The 15,487-nt window shown below is 37.3% G+C and carries 17 protein-coding genes and 1 rRNA gene; 17 read left to right on the top strand and 1 reads right to left on the bottom strand.

Features of this window, described 5'->3' with window-relative positions; translation table 11 throughout:
* From rrf to rsmI, 11 genes are all read left to right on the top strand, one after another.
* Positions 1 to 85 (top strand): 5S ribosomal RNA (rrf, locus tag AAFN87_RS19375); the annotation flags it as partial.
* Between the two features lie 504 nt (positions 86 to 589).
* Positions 590 to 2,014, top strand: a complete 1,425-nt coding sequence (locus AAFN87_RS19370; protein WP_347792707.1) for an aminotransferase class I/II-fold pyridoxal phosphate-dependent enzyme — start codon at positions 590 to 592, stop codon at positions 2,012 to 2,014.
* Between the two features lie 18 nt (positions 2,015 to 2,032).
* Positions 2,033 to 2,662, top strand: coding sequence for a dTMP kinase (gene tmk / locus AAFN87_RS19365; protein ID WP_347792706.1), 630 nt, complete (start codon positions 2,033 to 2,035; stop codon positions 2,660 to 2,662).
* Positions 2,663 to 2,732: 70 nt separating this feature from the next.
* On the top strand, positions 2,733 to 3,062 hold the full coding sequence (locus AAFN87_RS19360) for a cyclic-di-AMP receptor (RefSeq protein WP_347792705.1): 330 nt from the start codon (positions 2,733 to 2,735) through the stop codon (positions 3,060 to 3,062).
* A gap of 181 nt (positions 3,063 to 3,243) precedes the next feature.
* Complete coding sequence (locus AAFN87_RS19355) at positions 3,244 to 3,681, top strand: YaaR family protein (protein WP_347792704.1); 438 nt, start codon at positions 3,244 to 3,246, stop codon at positions 3,679 to 3,681.
* A 75-nt stretch (positions 3,682 to 3,756) separates the two neighbouring features.
* Complete coding sequence (holB, locus tag AAFN87_RS19350; RefSeq protein ID WP_347792703.1) at positions 3,757 to 4,761, top strand: DNA polymerase III subunit delta'; 1,005 nt, start codon at positions 3,757 to 3,759, stop codon at positions 4,759 to 4,761.
* Positions 4,754 to 5,569 carry a PSP1 domain-containing protein gene (locus tag AAFN87_RS19345; protein ID WP_347792702.1) on the top strand — a complete coding sequence of 272 codons (816 nt, stop codon included), beginning with the start codon at positions 4,754 to 4,756 and terminating at the stop codon, positions 5,567 to 5,569. Before holB ends, AAFN87_RS19345 begins: the two co-directional genes overlap by 8 nt.
* 26 nt (positions 5,570 to 5,595) lie before the next feature.
* The gene (yabA, locus tag AAFN87_RS19340; protein ID WP_347792701.1) at positions 5,596 to 5,949 is read left to right on the top strand and encodes a DNA replication initiation control protein YabA; all 354 of its coding nucleotides are present in this window, start codon (positions 5,596 to 5,598) and stop codon (positions 5,947 to 5,949) included.
* 221 nt (positions 5,950 to 6,170) lie between these two features.
* Positions 6,171 to 6,920 (top strand): tRNA1(Val) (adenine(37)-N6)-methyltransferase, encoded by a 750-nt coding sequence (locus AAFN87_RS19335; RefSeq protein ID WP_347792700.1) that lies wholly within the window; start codon positions 6,171 to 6,173, stop codon positions 6,918 to 6,920.
* On the top strand, positions 6,904 to 7,182 hold the full coding sequence (locus AAFN87_RS19330; protein WP_347792699.1) for a GIY-YIG nuclease family protein: 279 nt from the start codon (positions 6,904 to 6,906) through the stop codon (positions 7,180 to 7,182). The genes AAFN87_RS19335 and AAFN87_RS19330 overlap by 17 nt, the downstream gene beginning before the upstream one ends.
* On the top strand, positions 7,163 to 8,032 hold the full coding sequence (rsmI, locus tag AAFN87_RS19325; RefSeq protein ID WP_347792698.1) for a 16S rRNA (cytidine(1402)-2'-O)-methyltransferase: 870 nt from the start codon (positions 7,163 to 7,165) through the stop codon (positions 8,030 to 8,032). Before AAFN87_RS19330 ends, rsmI begins: the two co-directional genes overlap by 20 nt.
* A 60-nt stretch (positions 8,033 to 8,092) precedes the next feature.
* Here the strand turns inward: rsmI and AAFN87_RS19320 are convergent, their stop codons facing one another.
* Positions 8,093 to 8,371: an AbrB/MazE/SpoVT family DNA-binding domain-containing protein gene (locus AAFN87_RS19320; RefSeq protein WP_347792697.1), complete on the bottom strand. Its 279-nt coding sequence runs from the start codon at positions 8,369 to 8,371 to the stop codon at positions 8,093 to 8,095.
* A 339-nt stretch (positions 8,372 to 8,710) separates the two neighbouring features.
* On the opposite strand from AAFN87_RS19320, the gene metG reads away from it, so the two are divergent.
* From metG to veg, 6 genes are all read left to right on the top strand, one after another.
* On the top strand, positions 8,711 to 10,681 hold the full coding sequence (gene metG / locus AAFN87_RS19315; RefSeq protein WP_347792696.1) for a methionine--tRNA ligase: 1,971 nt from the start codon (positions 8,711 to 8,713) through the stop codon (positions 10,679 to 10,681).
* 251 nt (positions 10,682 to 10,932) lie between these two features.
* Positions 10,933 to 11,709 (top strand): TatD family hydrolase, encoded by a 777-nt coding sequence (locus AAFN87_RS19310; protein WP_347792695.1) that lies wholly within the window; start codon positions 10,933 to 10,935, stop codon positions 11,707 to 11,709.
* A gap of 132 nt (positions 11,710 to 11,841) precedes the next feature.
* Positions 11,842 to 13,047, top strand: coding sequence for a ubiquitin-like domain-containing protein (locus tag AAFN87_RS19305; RefSeq protein ID WP_347792694.1), 1,206 nt, complete (start codon positions 11,842 to 11,844; stop codon positions 13,045 to 13,047).
* Between the two features lie 505 nt (positions 13,048 to 13,552).
* Positions 13,553 to 14,116, top strand: coding sequence for a ribonuclease M5 (gene rnmV, locus AAFN87_RS19300; RefSeq protein WP_347792693.1), 564 nt, complete (start codon positions 13,553 to 13,555; stop codon positions 14,114 to 14,116).
* Positions 14,109 to 14,996, top strand: coding sequence for a 16S rRNA (adenine(1518)-N(6)/adenine(1519)-N(6))-dimethyltransferase RsmA (rsmA, locus tag AAFN87_RS19295; RefSeq protein ID WP_347792692.1), 888 nt, complete (start codon positions 14,109 to 14,111; stop codon positions 14,994 to 14,996). Before rnmV ends, rsmA begins: the two co-directional genes overlap by 8 nt.
* A 149-nt stretch (positions 14,997 to 15,145) precedes the next feature.
* Complete coding sequence (gene veg, locus AAFN87_RS19290) at positions 15,146 to 15,403, top strand: biofilm formation stimulator Veg (RefSeq protein WP_347792691.1); 258 nt, start codon at positions 15,146 to 15,148, stop codon at positions 15,401 to 15,403.
* Positions 15,404 to 15,487 lie beyond the last annotated feature (84 nt).

Below are 15,487 nucleotides of genomic sequence, written 5' to 3'. Positions count from 1 at the left end.
TTCCCATACCGAACACGGAAGTTAAGCTCTTTAGCGCCGATGGTAGTTGGGGGCTTCCCCCTGTGAGAGTAGGACATCGCTAAGCAATGTAAACCCGCTGATTTTTCAGCGGGTTTTTTGTTTGTTTTAAAACCAATGCTTATAATCGAGATGCTAAAATTGATTTCACGTGAAGGAATAGAATAAGAAAAGAAAAACAAACAATCAATTGATGTATATAGCTGGCCTTTTTGAATAATGGTAAATTTCACTATAAACAACTACCGTATAATGGACATTATTATATATCTGTACGCAAAGCAATTAAATAATCGAATTGTGGTGATGATAGTTATTAATTTAATTATAGTAATAGTATGAAAGGAATGGGTGTGGCTATCTTATTGTTTAAATAGAAATACACGCAAGTTTTATTGTCAAAGAACATTAATAAAATGATACAGAGCAAATAAAAATAATGACTGTGAGACAGCGCTTCAAAATCGAAGTAACATTATTTTATGTGTTTCTATGTAAACAGTAAATTTCATTCATTACAGATAGGAATATCGTTATAATAATAATGACAATACTTAAACGGAGTGAGACGATGAAAAGTGAAAGACCAATTGTAGAAGCATTGCAAAGGTTTGTAGCAAAGAAACCGCAATCTTTACATGTACCGGGACATAAAAATGGTCTGCTTTCGACATTACCAAAAGAACTTGAGCAGGCACTTACATATGATGTGACTGAGTTATCAGGATTAGATGATTTTCACCATCCCGAAGAAGCTATTGCGGAAGCACAGGAGTTACTGAAAGCAACATACGGAGCTGATGCCAGCTTCTTTTTAGTGAATGGTTCGACTGTTGGCAATTTAGCAATGATTTATGCAGCATGTGGACGAGGAGATACCGTTCTTGTCCAGAGGAATGCGCATAAATCTGTTTTCCACGCAATCGAACTTGTTGGAGCAAAGCCGGTGTATTTAGCTCCTGAATGGGATGAGACTACGTGTACAGCAACGTCTGTCCGACTCTCGACATTAGAGGAAGCATTACAACGTTTTAAAAATGTAAAAGCGGTTGTATTAACGTATCCGACTTATTATGGTATGGTATCACAAGAGCTAGAAGCACAAATCGCATTATGCCATACGCGAAATATACCGGTATTAGTTGATGAAGCACACGGGGCACATTTTACTGCGAGTAAAGCATTTCCTCCTTCAGCACTTGATTTAGGAGCAGATGTTGTCGTGCAATCAGCGCATAAAACATTACCTGCAATGACAATGGCGTCATTTTTACATGTGAAATCATCTTTAATTTCCGTACAAAAAATAAACCGTTATTTACGCATGCTACAATCAAGTAGCCCCTCCTATTTATTACTAGCATCTTTAGATGATGCGAGACGCTATGTAAGCACATATTTAGAATTGGATGCGCACTTTCTACTTGAAAAGCGTAGTCAGTGGATCGAAGCTTTGCGTGCAATTAAAGAGCTTGAAGTTATTGAAGTTGATGATCCGTTAAAAATATTATTACGTTTTCCAGGCTATACTGGCTTTCAATTAAAAGAAGCACTAGAAGATAATAATTTATATGTGGAATTGGCAGACAAATATCAAGTGCTTGTCATTTTGCCTCTCATAAAAAGAGGAGAAACATATCCATTTGCGGAGGCGCGCATTCGCATTAAGGATGGGGTTAATGCGCTTGCTAAAAAACAAGGTGAAACAATACAAAAATCAAATAATCAATTCGAAATGACAACAGTCGACATACCGTATTATACATTTGAAGAACTTGAGCAACTTGATAAGGAATGGGTACCATATATGCGTGCTGTCGGTCGTGTCGCTGCAAGTATGCTCATTCCGTATCCACCGGGTATACCACTCTTTTTGCCAGGTGAAAAAATTACGGTTGCAAAGTTGAGTCAATTAGAGGAGTTACTTGCAATCGGAGCAACATTTCAAGGACAACATAAATTAGTCGAAAAATGTATTTATGTCATAAAGCAGTAGTTGGAGGAATATAACAACATGGTAGGAAACTTATTTATTACGTTTGAAGGTCCAGACGGGGCTGGTAAAACATCTGTTTTAAAAGCAATAATTGAACGTTTTGAAAAGCAAGATGTGGATTTTTTAGCAACACGAGAACCAGGAGGAATCCGCATTGCCGAAAAAATTCGTGAAATAATCTTGAATCCTACACATAAGGAAATGGATCCTCATACTGAAGCATTATTGTACGCTTCAGCACGTAGTCAGCATTTTTATGAAAAAGTCATTCCTGCATTAGATGCAGGGAAGCATGTGTTATGTGACCGTTTTATTGATTCATCACTTGCTTATCAAGGATATGCACGAGGACTTGGAATGGAAGAGGTACTTAGTATTAATGAGTTTGCGATTGGTAAACGTATGCCTGATTTAACAATTCTTTTTGATTTGCCACCAGCAGTTGGATTAGCACGAATACAAGCTAGCAGAGCGAATGAAGTGAACCGTTTAGACGAAGAAGGCTTAGCGTTTCATAAGCTAGTATATGAGGGTTATTTAGAAGTTGTGAAACGTTATCCGGAGCGCATTCGTATTGTTGATGCATCAAAGTCAATGGAAGAAGTGATTGAAGATGTGTGGACAATTATAAATGAAGTAATAGGGTAAAAGTAAATGAAGTAAGCGACTACATTGTGATATAATGGTAGTACCGAACCTAACGAAGGGGTGATTACGGATGAAGTTAGTAGTAGCAGTTGTGCAAGATCAAGATAGCAATCGTTTATCGAACGCTTTAACAAAGAATAATTTTAGAGCAACAAAATTGGCGAGTACGGGCGGTTTTTTACGTTCAGGTAATACAACGTTTTTAATCGGTACGGATGATACGTTAATTCCAAAGCTTTTAGAAATTATACGTGAGAACTGCCGAGCGCGTGAGCAAATGGTAGCGCCAGTTTCACCAATGGGTGGCAATGCAGATTCTTATGTTCCGTATCCTGTAGAAGTAGAAGTCGGGGGAGCAACAGTATTTGTACTACCAATTGAGCAATTCCACCATTTTTAAAAATAAGAAATTAGATTTTTTCTAGCTAGGAAAATTTCTAAGCATTAGTGCCGATATTTTATGTGCGAAAAGCGCAACTGCCAACAATAATTGTCATTACGAAGATAGTGTAGCGGCAGGAGCGTATTGTTGGGATAGGGTGGCACAAATGGACATTTCTTATAAAATGGAGGCAAATTAGTTGAAGATAAATCAAGATATACGTATGTTGAATACAAATCGCAACGATCTAAGGCCAACCACACAAAACAATAATCGTTTCGGTGATATGGTTGTAAAGCAAGGGTCTAAAATGCAAACAGAGCAATTGACACGATTACTCGGGGATATATCTGCAGCAGGTGAGCGAGTAGCGAGGTCAAGGAATTTACGAGAATTAACACGCTATAAAATGCTTATAAAGCGTTTTTTACAAGAAACGGTTGATTACGGGCTTGAAATGAAGCAATCTCATACATGGAATCGCTTCGGTGAAGGTCGTCGTTTAAAAATTATCGAAACAATTGATGAGCGTCTTGTCGAACTAGCACAAGACTTGTTAGATGAAGAAAAAGAAACAATCGACTTATTAGCTAAAATAGGTGAGATTAAAGGATTGTTAATCAATCTTTATATGTAAAACCCGTGTCTTTGTCACATGACACGGGCTTTTTTCTAAAGGTGTTGTAATTAATGAAGTGAAGTGGTGAAACAAATGGTACGCAATATGGACGAGCTAAAAAAGCTACAGCCTGTAGTAATGAAGCAAATTCAAACAATTTATGAAAAGAATAGAATGGCACATGCCTATATTTTCGATGGCGAAAAAGGAACAGGAAAAAAAGATGTAATGACGTTTTTTATTAAGCTCCTTTTATGTGAAAATGTGTCGGAAAATGTTCCATGTGAAACATGTCGAAATTGTTTGAGAATCGATTCGGGTAATCATCCGAACATTCGTCAAATTGAGCCAGATGGACAATTCATTAAAATCGACCAAGTACGCGATCTTATGACAGAAATGACGATGAAAGCAGTAGAGGAAGGTAGAAAAATTTATGTGCTGCATCATGCAGATAAATTAAATACCGCATCTGCTAATATGTTATTAAAGTTTTTAGAAGAGCCGGATGGAGAAGTAACAGCGATATTATTAACAGAGCAAATTCAATCCATTTTGCCGACGATTCGCTCCCGTTGCCAGCATATAAAATTTGCTAAAATACCTCGTTTGATGCTCATTGAGGCGTTAGTTGAAAAAGGTGTGACACATACGATGGCTTCTACCGTAAGTATGGTGACAAATGAGCTTGAAACAGCTTGCTTTCTAGCAAATGATGAGCAGTTTGCACATGCGAGAAAAACAGTGTTAAAATTAGTAGAGATTGTTAGAAAAAATGTACATGAAGCAATGCTCGTTGTACATGAAGACTGGCTATCTACTTTTAAAGAGAAAAGTGACATGGAGCAAGCACTTGATTTATTGCTTTTTGCATATCGTGATATTGTCGCAATAAAAGCAAATCAAGAGGCAGCGTGTGCGTATCCAGACATGTTACAAACTTTTAAAGAAATAGCACTGCACACTACGTATGAGCGATTATCTGCTCAAATGCAGGCAATTTTACAAGCGAGACAGCAGCTGCAACGTAATATGAATAGAACATTGTTGATGGAGCAGCTTATGCTGAATCTGCAGGAGGGGTATACATTTGTATAATGTAGTCGGAATCCGCTTTAAAAAGGCGGGTAAAATATATTATTTTGATCCAGCAGCGTATATACTAGAAGAAAACGAGTATGTTATTGTGGAAACGGCGCGAGGCATTGAGTACGGCAAAGTAGTAGTCCCGATAAAACAAGTCGGTGAAAATGATGTTGTTTTGCCACTAAAGCAAGTTGTCCGTCCTGCTGATGAACGAGATCGTATTCAAGTGGATGAAAATCTAATTGAATCGAGACGTGCTTTTGAATTAGCGAATACGAAAATTATCGAGCATAGCTTAGACATGAAGCTTGTTGATGTAGAATATACGTTTGATCGTAATAAAATCATTTTTTATTTTACCGCGGAAGGGCGTGTCGATTTCCGTGAACTTGTTAAGGATTTAGCATCGGTATTCCGTACACGCATTGAATTACGTCAAATCGGTGTGCGTGATGAAGCAAAGCTATTAGGTGGGATTGGCCCATGTGGACGTATGCTATGCTGTTCAACGTTTTTAGGTGATTTCGATCCGGTGTCAATTAAAATGGCGAAAGATCAAAATTTATCATTAAATCCGACCAAAATTTCCGGATTATGTGGGCGTTTAATGTGTTGCTTAAAATATGAAAATGATGATTATGAAATTGCTAAAAAAGGTATGCCTGATATGGGCGACATGGTCATGACGCCAGACGGGAAGGGAAAAGTAATCGGCTTAAATGTATTAGAACGTGTAATTCAAGTATATTTACAAGAGCAAGAACGAGCGGTTGAATATACGCTTGAAGAACTATTACAATGTGAAAAAAATCTTATATAGATAAAAGATTTAATGAGGTGGCTTGAGTGAAGGACCATAATTTCTTAGATACTATTATGGAGTTCGAACAACAGCTTGAATCAATGCAGCAACAATTTGTGGCTTTAAAACAATATGTTGCGCATATGATGGAAGAACATCAGACAATTCAAACGGAAAACCTTCACCTACGTACGCGTCTCGAAGAGCTACTATCTAACGAACATGTAGTCTCACATGAAGAGAAAAAAGATAGCACGTTAGATATAGGGGAAGGATATGATAATTTGGCACGCCTTTATCATGAAGGGTTCCATGTGTGTCATGTTCATTTCGGAAGCTCGCGTAAAGGTGAGGATTGCTTGTTTTGTCTATCATTTTTAAACAAACAAAATGTTTAGTTAGGAAAGTGAATTCGCGCGCATTAATTCCCGGTCAGTAAAATGTTGCATTTATGTGATGTTATTACTGTCGGTTTCGCTTTTTTTGAAAGAACATTGGCGCGAATGAGTAGACAAATACTTCAACTTAGAAAGTATACATTTTCTTATAAAGTGAGAAAAGGCTGATTCCACTATTTGTGGATGTCAGTCTTTTATTTTGGATGATGGGAGATTCTATTATGGAACAATGGTTACAAAATGATGAGCGACTAGATTATTTATTAGCGGAGGATTTACGTATTATTCAAAGCCCATCCGTTTTTTCATTTTCATTAGATGCAGTATTATTATCACGTTTTGTGAATGTGCCAAAGCAAAAAGGTGATATTGTTGACCTCTGTTCAGGTAACGGGGTAATACCACTATTTTTAAGCGCGCGTACAAAGGCAAACATTACGGGTGTCGAATTGCAGCCAAGATTATATGATATGGCGTGTCGAAGTGTGCGTTTTAATAAATTGGAAGAGCAAATTACAATGAAATTAGGCGATGTGAAGGATGCCCCGAATGCATTAGGTATAGAAAAATATGATGTCGTAACGTGTAATCCGCCGTATTTTTTAGCCCATGAATTAAGTGATAAAAACGTTAGCGAGCACTATGCAATTGCCCGTCATGAAATTCATTTATCATTAGAAGAGGCTATTTTTGCATCAAGCCGTTTATTAAAGCAAGGTGGTAAGGCGGCATTCGTTCATAGACCTGGCCGGCTACTTGATATCGTAACAGCGATGCGCGCCAATCGTTTAGAGCCAAAACGTATTCGCTTTGTTTATCCGAAAATGGGAAAAGAGGCGAATACGCTTTTAATAGAAGGGATTAAAGATGGCAAACCTGATTTAAAAGTACTGCCGCCATTATATGTGTATAATGACAATAATGAATATACAGCTGAAGTGAGTGAGCTTCTATATGGAGAACGAAAATAAGCATTATTTTTATGTAGTAAAATGTCGTGATAACTCGCTTTATGCCGGTTATACGAATAATTTAGAGCGTCGTATTGCAACCCATAATGCAGGTAAAGGGGCAAAATATACACGGGCAAGGCTACCCGTCATATGCATCCATTTTGAAATATACGAAACGAAGCAAGAGGCGATGCGGATGGAATATGCGTTTAAGCAATTAACACGTGAAACGAAAGAAAAATATATAAGGGGGGCTAGCAATGAAGTCACAGAAAAGTAGCCAACACGAAGCAGGAGCATGTTTATATTTAGTAGCCACACCGATTGGTAATTTAGAAGATATGACCGTGCGCGCATTGCGTATTTTAAAAGAAGTTAATGTCATTGCGGCAGAAGATACACGTAATACGAAAAAGTTATGTAATTATTTTGAAATTACCACGCCGCTCATTAGTTATCATGAGCATAATATTGAAGCAGGAGGCGAGAAGCTGCTAAGCTATTTACGCGATGGCAAATCGGTCGCGCTTGTTAGTGATGCTGGACTGCCTTGTATTTCAGATCCAGGGGCAGATATTGTCGTCAAAGCAATAGATGAAGATTTTGCAGTTGTTCCAATTCCGGGTGCGAATGCAGCACTAACTGCACTTATTGCATCTGGTTTAGTACCACAGCCATTTTACTTTTTTGGCTTTTTACATCGCAATAAAAAAGAACGTCGCATGCAGTTGGAAAAGCTAGCAAAGCGTGAGGAAACAATAGTGTTTTATGAAGCGCCACACCGTTTAAAAGAATCGTTAAAAGATTTAGAGCTTGTGCTTGGCGATCGTCGTATAACGCTCGCGCGGGAATTAACGAAGAAGTTTGAGGAATTTTTACGTGGCACAATTGTAGAAGCTATTGAATGGGCAACTGAAAATGAAATTCGTGGTGAATTTTGTATTGTGCTTGAAGGCAATACATCTGGTGAAATAGAGGAAGAAAATAACTATTGGACAAACATGACGCTAGTAGAGCATGTAAATTATTTAATAGAAGAAACAGGTGCATCTTCTAAAGAGGCGATTAAAGAAGTTGCAAAAATGCGGGATTTACCGAAGCGTGATGTATATCAAGCGTATCACCAATAAGAAGTAAAAAAAGCGTATCTACTCATTAAGAGTAGGATACGCTTTTAACATGTGGAAGTATTATTTTTTAAGGTTTGATTGAATTTCATTCATTAACATTTCCGCGCCTTCTGGGCTTAAAATTAATTTGCCCCCAACAAGACGGAAGTTGTCATCAGATACTTCACCAGTTACAGCACATGTCATATTTGGCATGTATTTTTTTAAGATGATTTTATCGTCATCTACATAAATTTCTAATGCATCTTTTTCTGCAATGCCTAGTGTGCGACGAAGCTCGATCGGGATAACTACACGACCTAATTCATCGACTTTACGAACGATACCTGTTGATTTCATGATATATTTCCTCCTAGTTATAGTTATAATAATTCGTCAAATTTCGACATTTGTTCCTTGTCTATTATGAATCATACCAAGTAATGACATATACGTCAATAAATTAGCACTCATTATGATACATCTTAGGGAATTTTTTTGCCATAATACGAGTATTTATTAGATAAATTAAAGATTGTTACTAAAATTTGAACGCAATAGTCTAAAAGTTCAATCAAATTACCATCTTTTACATGGTTATTATTCGACAAAATCCTTTCTTAATATTCTTTCGTTGAAACGAAATTGTTACTTCGTTAGAATAAGTACTATACTGTGAAATTATTGGAGGCAGCTTGTGTGAACGAACAAAAAACATTTTATATAACAACCCCTATTTATTACCCAAGCGGAAAGTTCCATATCGGGACAGCATATACGACGGTTGCATCAGATACAATCGCACGATATAAACGCTTGCGTGGCTATGACGTACGCTTTTTAACAGGTATGGACGAGCACGGACAAAAAATTCAGGAAAAAGCAGCAGAAGCCGGCAAGCATCCACAAGATTATGTGAATGAAATTGCAGATGCGGCGAAAAAACTTTGGTCATTAATGGATATTTCCTATGATGACTTTATTCAAACAACGGAAGAACGGCATAAAAAAAGCGTCGACAAGATTTTTCAAAAGTTTCTAGATAACGGCGACATCTATAAAGGTGAATATGAAGGTCTTTATTGTGTGCCGTGTGAATCTTATTATACGGAAACGCAATTAGTCGATAGTAAATGCCCTGACTGTGGTCGTGCTGTGCAAACTGTTAAAGAAGAGTCTTACTTCTTTAATATGAAAAAATATGCAGATCGATTACTAGAATATTACCAAAATAATGTAGAATTTATTGAGCCAGAATCGCGCAAAAATGAGATGATTAATAACTTCATTAAGCCAGGGTTAGAAGATTTATCGGTTTCACGTACATCGTTTGACTGGGGCATTAAAGTTCCTGGTGATCCAAAGCACGTTATTTACGTATGGGTAGATGCATTATCCAACTATATTACGGCACTTGGCTACGGATCTGATAATGAAGAACTTTTCAATAAATACTGGCCGGCGGATGTCCATGTTGTAGGGAAAGATATAGTACGTTTCCATACAATCTACTGGCCAATTTTCCTGATGGCATTAGAATTACCATTACCGAAAAAAGTATTCGCGCATGGTTTTATTATGATGAAAGATGGTAAAATGTCGAAATCAAAAGGCAATGTTGTGTACCCTGAAATGTTAGTAGAGCGTTATGGATTAGATGCGACACGTTATTTCTTATTACGTGAGTTACCATTCGGTTCGGATGGGGTATTTTCACCAGAATCTTTTGTTGAGCGTACAAATTTCGATTTAGCTAATGATTTAGGAAACTTATTAAACCGTACTGTATCGATGGTGAACAAGTATTTTGACGGTATTATTCCGACAGAAAACTTACAAGAAACGGAATTTGATGCAGCATTAAAAGCACAAGCACATGAAACGCGTCTTAAATATGAAGAAAGTATGGAAAAAATGCAATTTAGCGTCGTTTTATCGGAAATTTGGTCGCTTGTTTCGCGCACAAATAAGTATATTGACGAAACCTCTCCATGGGTTTTAGCGAAGGACGAGGTAGATAAACCGAAATTAGCAGCAGTTATGGCTAATTTAGCCGAGAGTTTACGTCATATTGCCGTCATGTTACAGCCATTTATGACAGAAACACCAAAACGTATTTTTGAACAACTAGGATTAGACAACAAATTATTAGCATGGGAAACGATTGAAACATTCGGCAATGTTATTCCAGGAAACATAAAAATGGTAGAAAAAGGTACTCCTATTTTCCCACGTTTAGAGAATGAAGTGGAAATTGCTTATATTCGTGAGCAAATGCTAGGTTCTGTTCAAACAGTACAAGAGGAAGAACCGAAAAAAGTAGCGCCAGCAGAAATAGAAGAGGTAGAAGAAATTTCTATCGATGATTTCATGAAAATAGATTTACGTGTAGCGACTGTTACAGCTTGTGAGCCAGTGCCGAAAGCAAATAAATTGTTGAAGCTACAAGTGGATCTAGGATATGAGCAACGCCAAGTCGTATCAGGAATTGCTGAGCATTATACAGCCGAACAATTAGTCGGTCAAAAAGTAATTGTTGTCGTAAATTTAAAGCCTGTAAAGCTGCGTGGAGAACTATCTCAGGGAATGATTTTAGCAGGTTCACATGATGGTATACTAACGCTTGCAACAGTTGATCCGAAACTTGAAAATGGTGCAAAAGTAAAATAATGTACTGGAAGTCTGTTGATAAATAATAACTCAACAGACTTTTAGTTATTTATTCAATAATACTTCAAATAAGATATATCACAATAATATATAATTACAAAAAAAGTCATTTACATAGGCTTTATATCCCTTGTAGGTATCTTTATATATGAATAATGATATATAAGTGCACTTTTTGTAATAAAACTGTAATAAAACTGAAAACTAAGAAATATTACTTTCCAATACAATAAGCGTTAGGAGAAAAATATATGGCAACATTTATAGATACACATGTCCATTTGAATGCAGATCAGTACGATGAAGATTTGCAACAAGTCATTGAACGTGCATTAGCAGCGAATGTAGAAAAAATGGTTGTAATTGGCTTTGATCGCAAAACAATCGAACGCGCGATGAAGCTAGCTGATGAATATGATTTTATTTATGCAGTGATTGGGTGGCATCCGGTAGACGCAATTGACTGTACAGAACAAGATTTGCAGTGGATTGAAGAACTAGCGGCCCATCCGAAAGTTGTTGGCATCGGTGAGACAGGTCTGGATTATTATTGGGATAAATCACCAAAGGATGTACAGCAATTTTGGTTCCGTAAGCAAATACATTTAGCGCAGAAATTAAATTTACCAATCATCATTCATAATCGTGATGCAACGGGGGATGTTGTACGCATTTTACGTGAAGAAAATGCAGCATCAGTTGGCGGCATTATGCATTGCTACGGAGGCAGTGTAGAAACAGCGCGTGAATGCATCGAGATGAATTTTATGATTAGTCTTGGTGGTCCGGTAACATTTAAAAATGCCCGTCAGCCAAAAGAAGTGGCGAAGGAAATTCCGTTAGAATATTTGCTGATCGAAACAGATGCGCCTTATTTAGCGCCACACCCATATCGAGGGAAACGAAATGAGCCTTCTTTAGTGCCCTTAGTAGCAGAGGAAATTGCACGCCAAAAAGAGCTGTCAATTGAGGAAGTAGCCAAAGCGACAACTGAAAATGCTATTAAATTTTTAAAACTAGACGTTTAGACTGAGAAAATGCCTCCAATACTATGGTTAACGGACTTTTCCTCTAAATGTAAATTTACTACTAAATACATTAAGGTTGACAGCACAAAAACTAGTCCGTATAATTCAGCGAGTATTAAGGAGGCGTATTTCATGTCAAAAAAATCCATGAAAAGCCGGTTCTTAGGATCATTGAGGAGTCCGCAAACAAGGGTGAGATTTTTTTCACTTGTCCTGTTTGCAGCTGTCATTTCATTCGTTCTGTATCAAGGGACGAAATCTCCAGTTGTCATTAAAGTAAACGGAGAAGAGCAACAAGTATTTACACACGCAAACACAGTTGGCGAGCTATTACAAGCGCGCGATATCAACATATCAGAATATGATAAAGTAACACCCTCACTGAACACCAAAATTGTTAGTAGAATGACGATAGAATGGGAACAGGCAAAAGAAGTAATAATTTCAGTTGACGGAAATCAGTCAAGTGTATGGACAACTGAAAGTCTAGTGAAGAACATTTTGGAAGAGGCTAATATTGAAGTAACAGAGCACGATCAAGTATTACAGGGCTTAGATACAGAAGTAGGAGCAGATAACAAAATCGATATTCAAAAAGCGTTTCAGGTAACGCTTGTCGATGGGTTAGAAGAGAGACAAGTATGGTCCACTTCGACTACGGTCGCTAACTTTTTAAAACAACAAGAAATTCAACTAGGTGAATTTGATCGGGTCGAGAAAGAGCTGGAGGACGTTATCACTCCAGAAGATAAAATCGCAGTTGTTCGCGTAGAAAAGGTTACCGATGTAGTTGAAGAATCAGTAGATTTTGCAGTCGAAAAGAAAAATGATTCTTCTTTGCTAAAAGGGAAAGAAAAAGTTGTAACTAAAGGTGCAGACGGTAAAGTTTCGCGCACATACGAAGTAGTAAAAGAAAACGGTAAAGTTATTGAAAAAACTTTAAAGTCTGAAGAAGTTGTAAAAGAGCCAACGACAAAAGTAGTCGCTGTAGGTACAAAAGTTGTAACGGCAAGCGTTTCTCGTAGCAATACGGAAGCCCCTGCAAACGGAAAAGAGTTTTATGTTACAGCAACAGCGTATACACCGTATTGTAATGGATGTTCAGGCTATTCTGCTGCTGGTATTAATTTACGCAGCGATGAAAATTTAAAGTTAATCGCAGTAGATCCTAACGTAATCCCATTAGGCACAAAAGTTTGGGTTGAAGGTTATGGGTATGCAGTTGCAGGGGATACTGGTGGTTCAATTAAGGGCAATAAAATTGATGTGCTTGTTCAAACGAAACAGCAGGCTTATAGCTGGGGTCGTAAACAAGTACGTATTAAAGTTTTAAATTAGCGTCAGTGTTGTTGTTTTCACTGTACGTCCCAAAATGTATAGATGCTTTCTCGCACTTGACTGGCGAGAAAGCTTTTTTATTGGGTTTTATACTGTTTATTGAGGAAACCATACATTGTAATAGAAAAATATGTTGAAGATCCTGTTAATTTTGAGTGCAATGTAGTCATTTTAAGCGCACGATCTGCATGAGATTGCTCCTGCTATTACTCGTGCCAAATGAGCCGAACTGTATTGTCTCACACAGTTTGTTCACGCGCTTTAAGGAGAGGGATCCAAAAGGTTTACCTCCACACTCTAAACTGGCTTTTTTGCCAATTAGGAGATTCTCAGCCAGTTTGGAAAGGGATGAGCAAGGAACAGACATGAAAGATTATTTTCTGTGCATTAAGCCAACATCCTACAGATAACCTTTTATTGCGTTGTCATCGCATTAAATAAAAGGAAAACGCGGAATTATGGTAAAATAGTTAAAACAGTGTTGGAAGAAAAGAGGAGCGTTTTTTTGGATATAAGAGAAATTATTGTTGTTGAAGGGAAAGATGATACGACAGCAATTAAACGTGCTGTTGGTGCAGACACAATTGAAACAAATGGCTCAGCAATAAATGATGAGACATTACAGCGCATTGAGCATGCACAAACAAAGCGGGGAGTAATTGTGTTTACAGACCCAGATTATCCTGGAAGACGTATTCGTGCCATTATTGAAGAGCATGTACCAGGTGTGAAGCATGCATTTTTAGCGAAGGCAAAAACTATTGCAAAAAACGGTAAAGGGTTAGGCATTGAACATGCGAGTGACGCAGATATTCGCAAAGCATTAGAAAATGTTTATACGCCAAACGAGTACGTTCAGGTTGAGGAAATTACACTAGAAGATTTAATGACGGCAAAGTTAATTGGCTACCCACAGTCAAAAAATCGCCGAAATCGCCTAGGTGAAATATTAAATATCGGCATGACAAATGGTAAACAATTGCATAAGCGTCTAAAGATGTTCCAAATTACAGTGGAGCAGTTTGCAGAGGCGATTGCGCAACTAGATCAGGAGGAAAATAATGTATAAAGATATTGCAACACCGATTCGCACGAAGGAAATTTTAAATAAATATGGATTTTCATTTAAGAAAAGCTTAGGTCAGAATTTTTTAATTGACCCGAACATTTTACGAAATATAGTAAGTCATGCTAATTTAACTGAAAATAGTGGTGCAATTGAAGTTGGCCCCGGTATTGGCGCTTTAACAGAGCATTTAGCGCGAGGCGCGAAAAAGGTTGTGTCGTTTGAAATTGATCAACGTTTACTGCCAGTGCTAGAAGATACATTAAGCCCATATAAAAATGTAAAAATAGTCCATTCAGATATTTTAAAAGCCGATGTTGAAAAAGTAATTGCAGATGAAATGCCTGGTATAGACGATATTATGGTAGTAGCCAATTTGCCGTATTATGTAACGACGCCAATTTTAATGAAATTATTAAATGACCGTTTACCAATTCGCGGTTTTGTAGTCATGATGCAAAAGGAAGTAGCAGATCGTATTACAGCTAAGCCTGGAACAAAAGAATACGGCTCATTATCAATCGCTATTCAATATTATGTTACAGCCGAAATTGCAATGATTGTTCCTAAAACGGTGTTTATGCCGCAGCCTAATGTCGATTCAGCGGTTATTCGATTAATTAAACACGACAAGCCTCCAGTGGAAGTAATTGATGAGGATTTTCTATTTCAAGTAACACGTGCGTCATTCGTACAACGCAGGAAAACGATTTTAAATAATTTACAAGCAGGTTTACAAGATGGCAAGAAACACAAAGAACAAATAATAGATGCTTTAGAAAAATGTGAAATAGAACCGACTCGACGAGGTGAAACTTTATCGATTCAGGAATTCGGAAAACTAGCAGATGCATTATACCCTTATTTTTGCAAACGTCAATAATTTGAACGCTTCTCGTCGTAGATAAAAAAAATAAATATTTTTTTTGCGAAATAAGTTGACGAAAATATTTGTGTGGTGATAAAATATTATATTTTGTTGACCTAAATACGAAACTGTGCTATTATTTTTAATAGTGAGGTGTATGCGAAATGCCAAAAACGTTAGCCGATATCAAAAAGGCTTTGGATTGTCATTTAGGTAAACGTTTGCAATTAAAAGCAAACGGTGGTCGCAAGAAAACGGTTGAGTGTGCAGGTGTACTAAGTGAAACATATCACGCAGTATTCGTTGTAGAACTTGATCAAGAAGATAACGCATGTAAACGCGTTTCTTACAGCTACACAGATATTTTAACAGAAGCAGTAGAGATTACTTTTTTAGATGACGCAATTGCAGTCGGTGAATAGTTTCTAGTACTTATTTATATTTATAAAAGCACTCCTTGTGAGTGTTTTTTTGTTGGCCTTTTCGCATTCCTACGTGGGAAAATG

This window comes from Solibacillus sp. CAU 1738 (assembly GCF_039888725.1).
Classification (GTDB): domain Bacteria; phylum Bacillota; class Bacilli; order Bacillales_A; family Planococcaceae; genus Metasolibacillus.
This window is presented reverse-complemented; position numbering and strand designations above follow the sequence as displayed.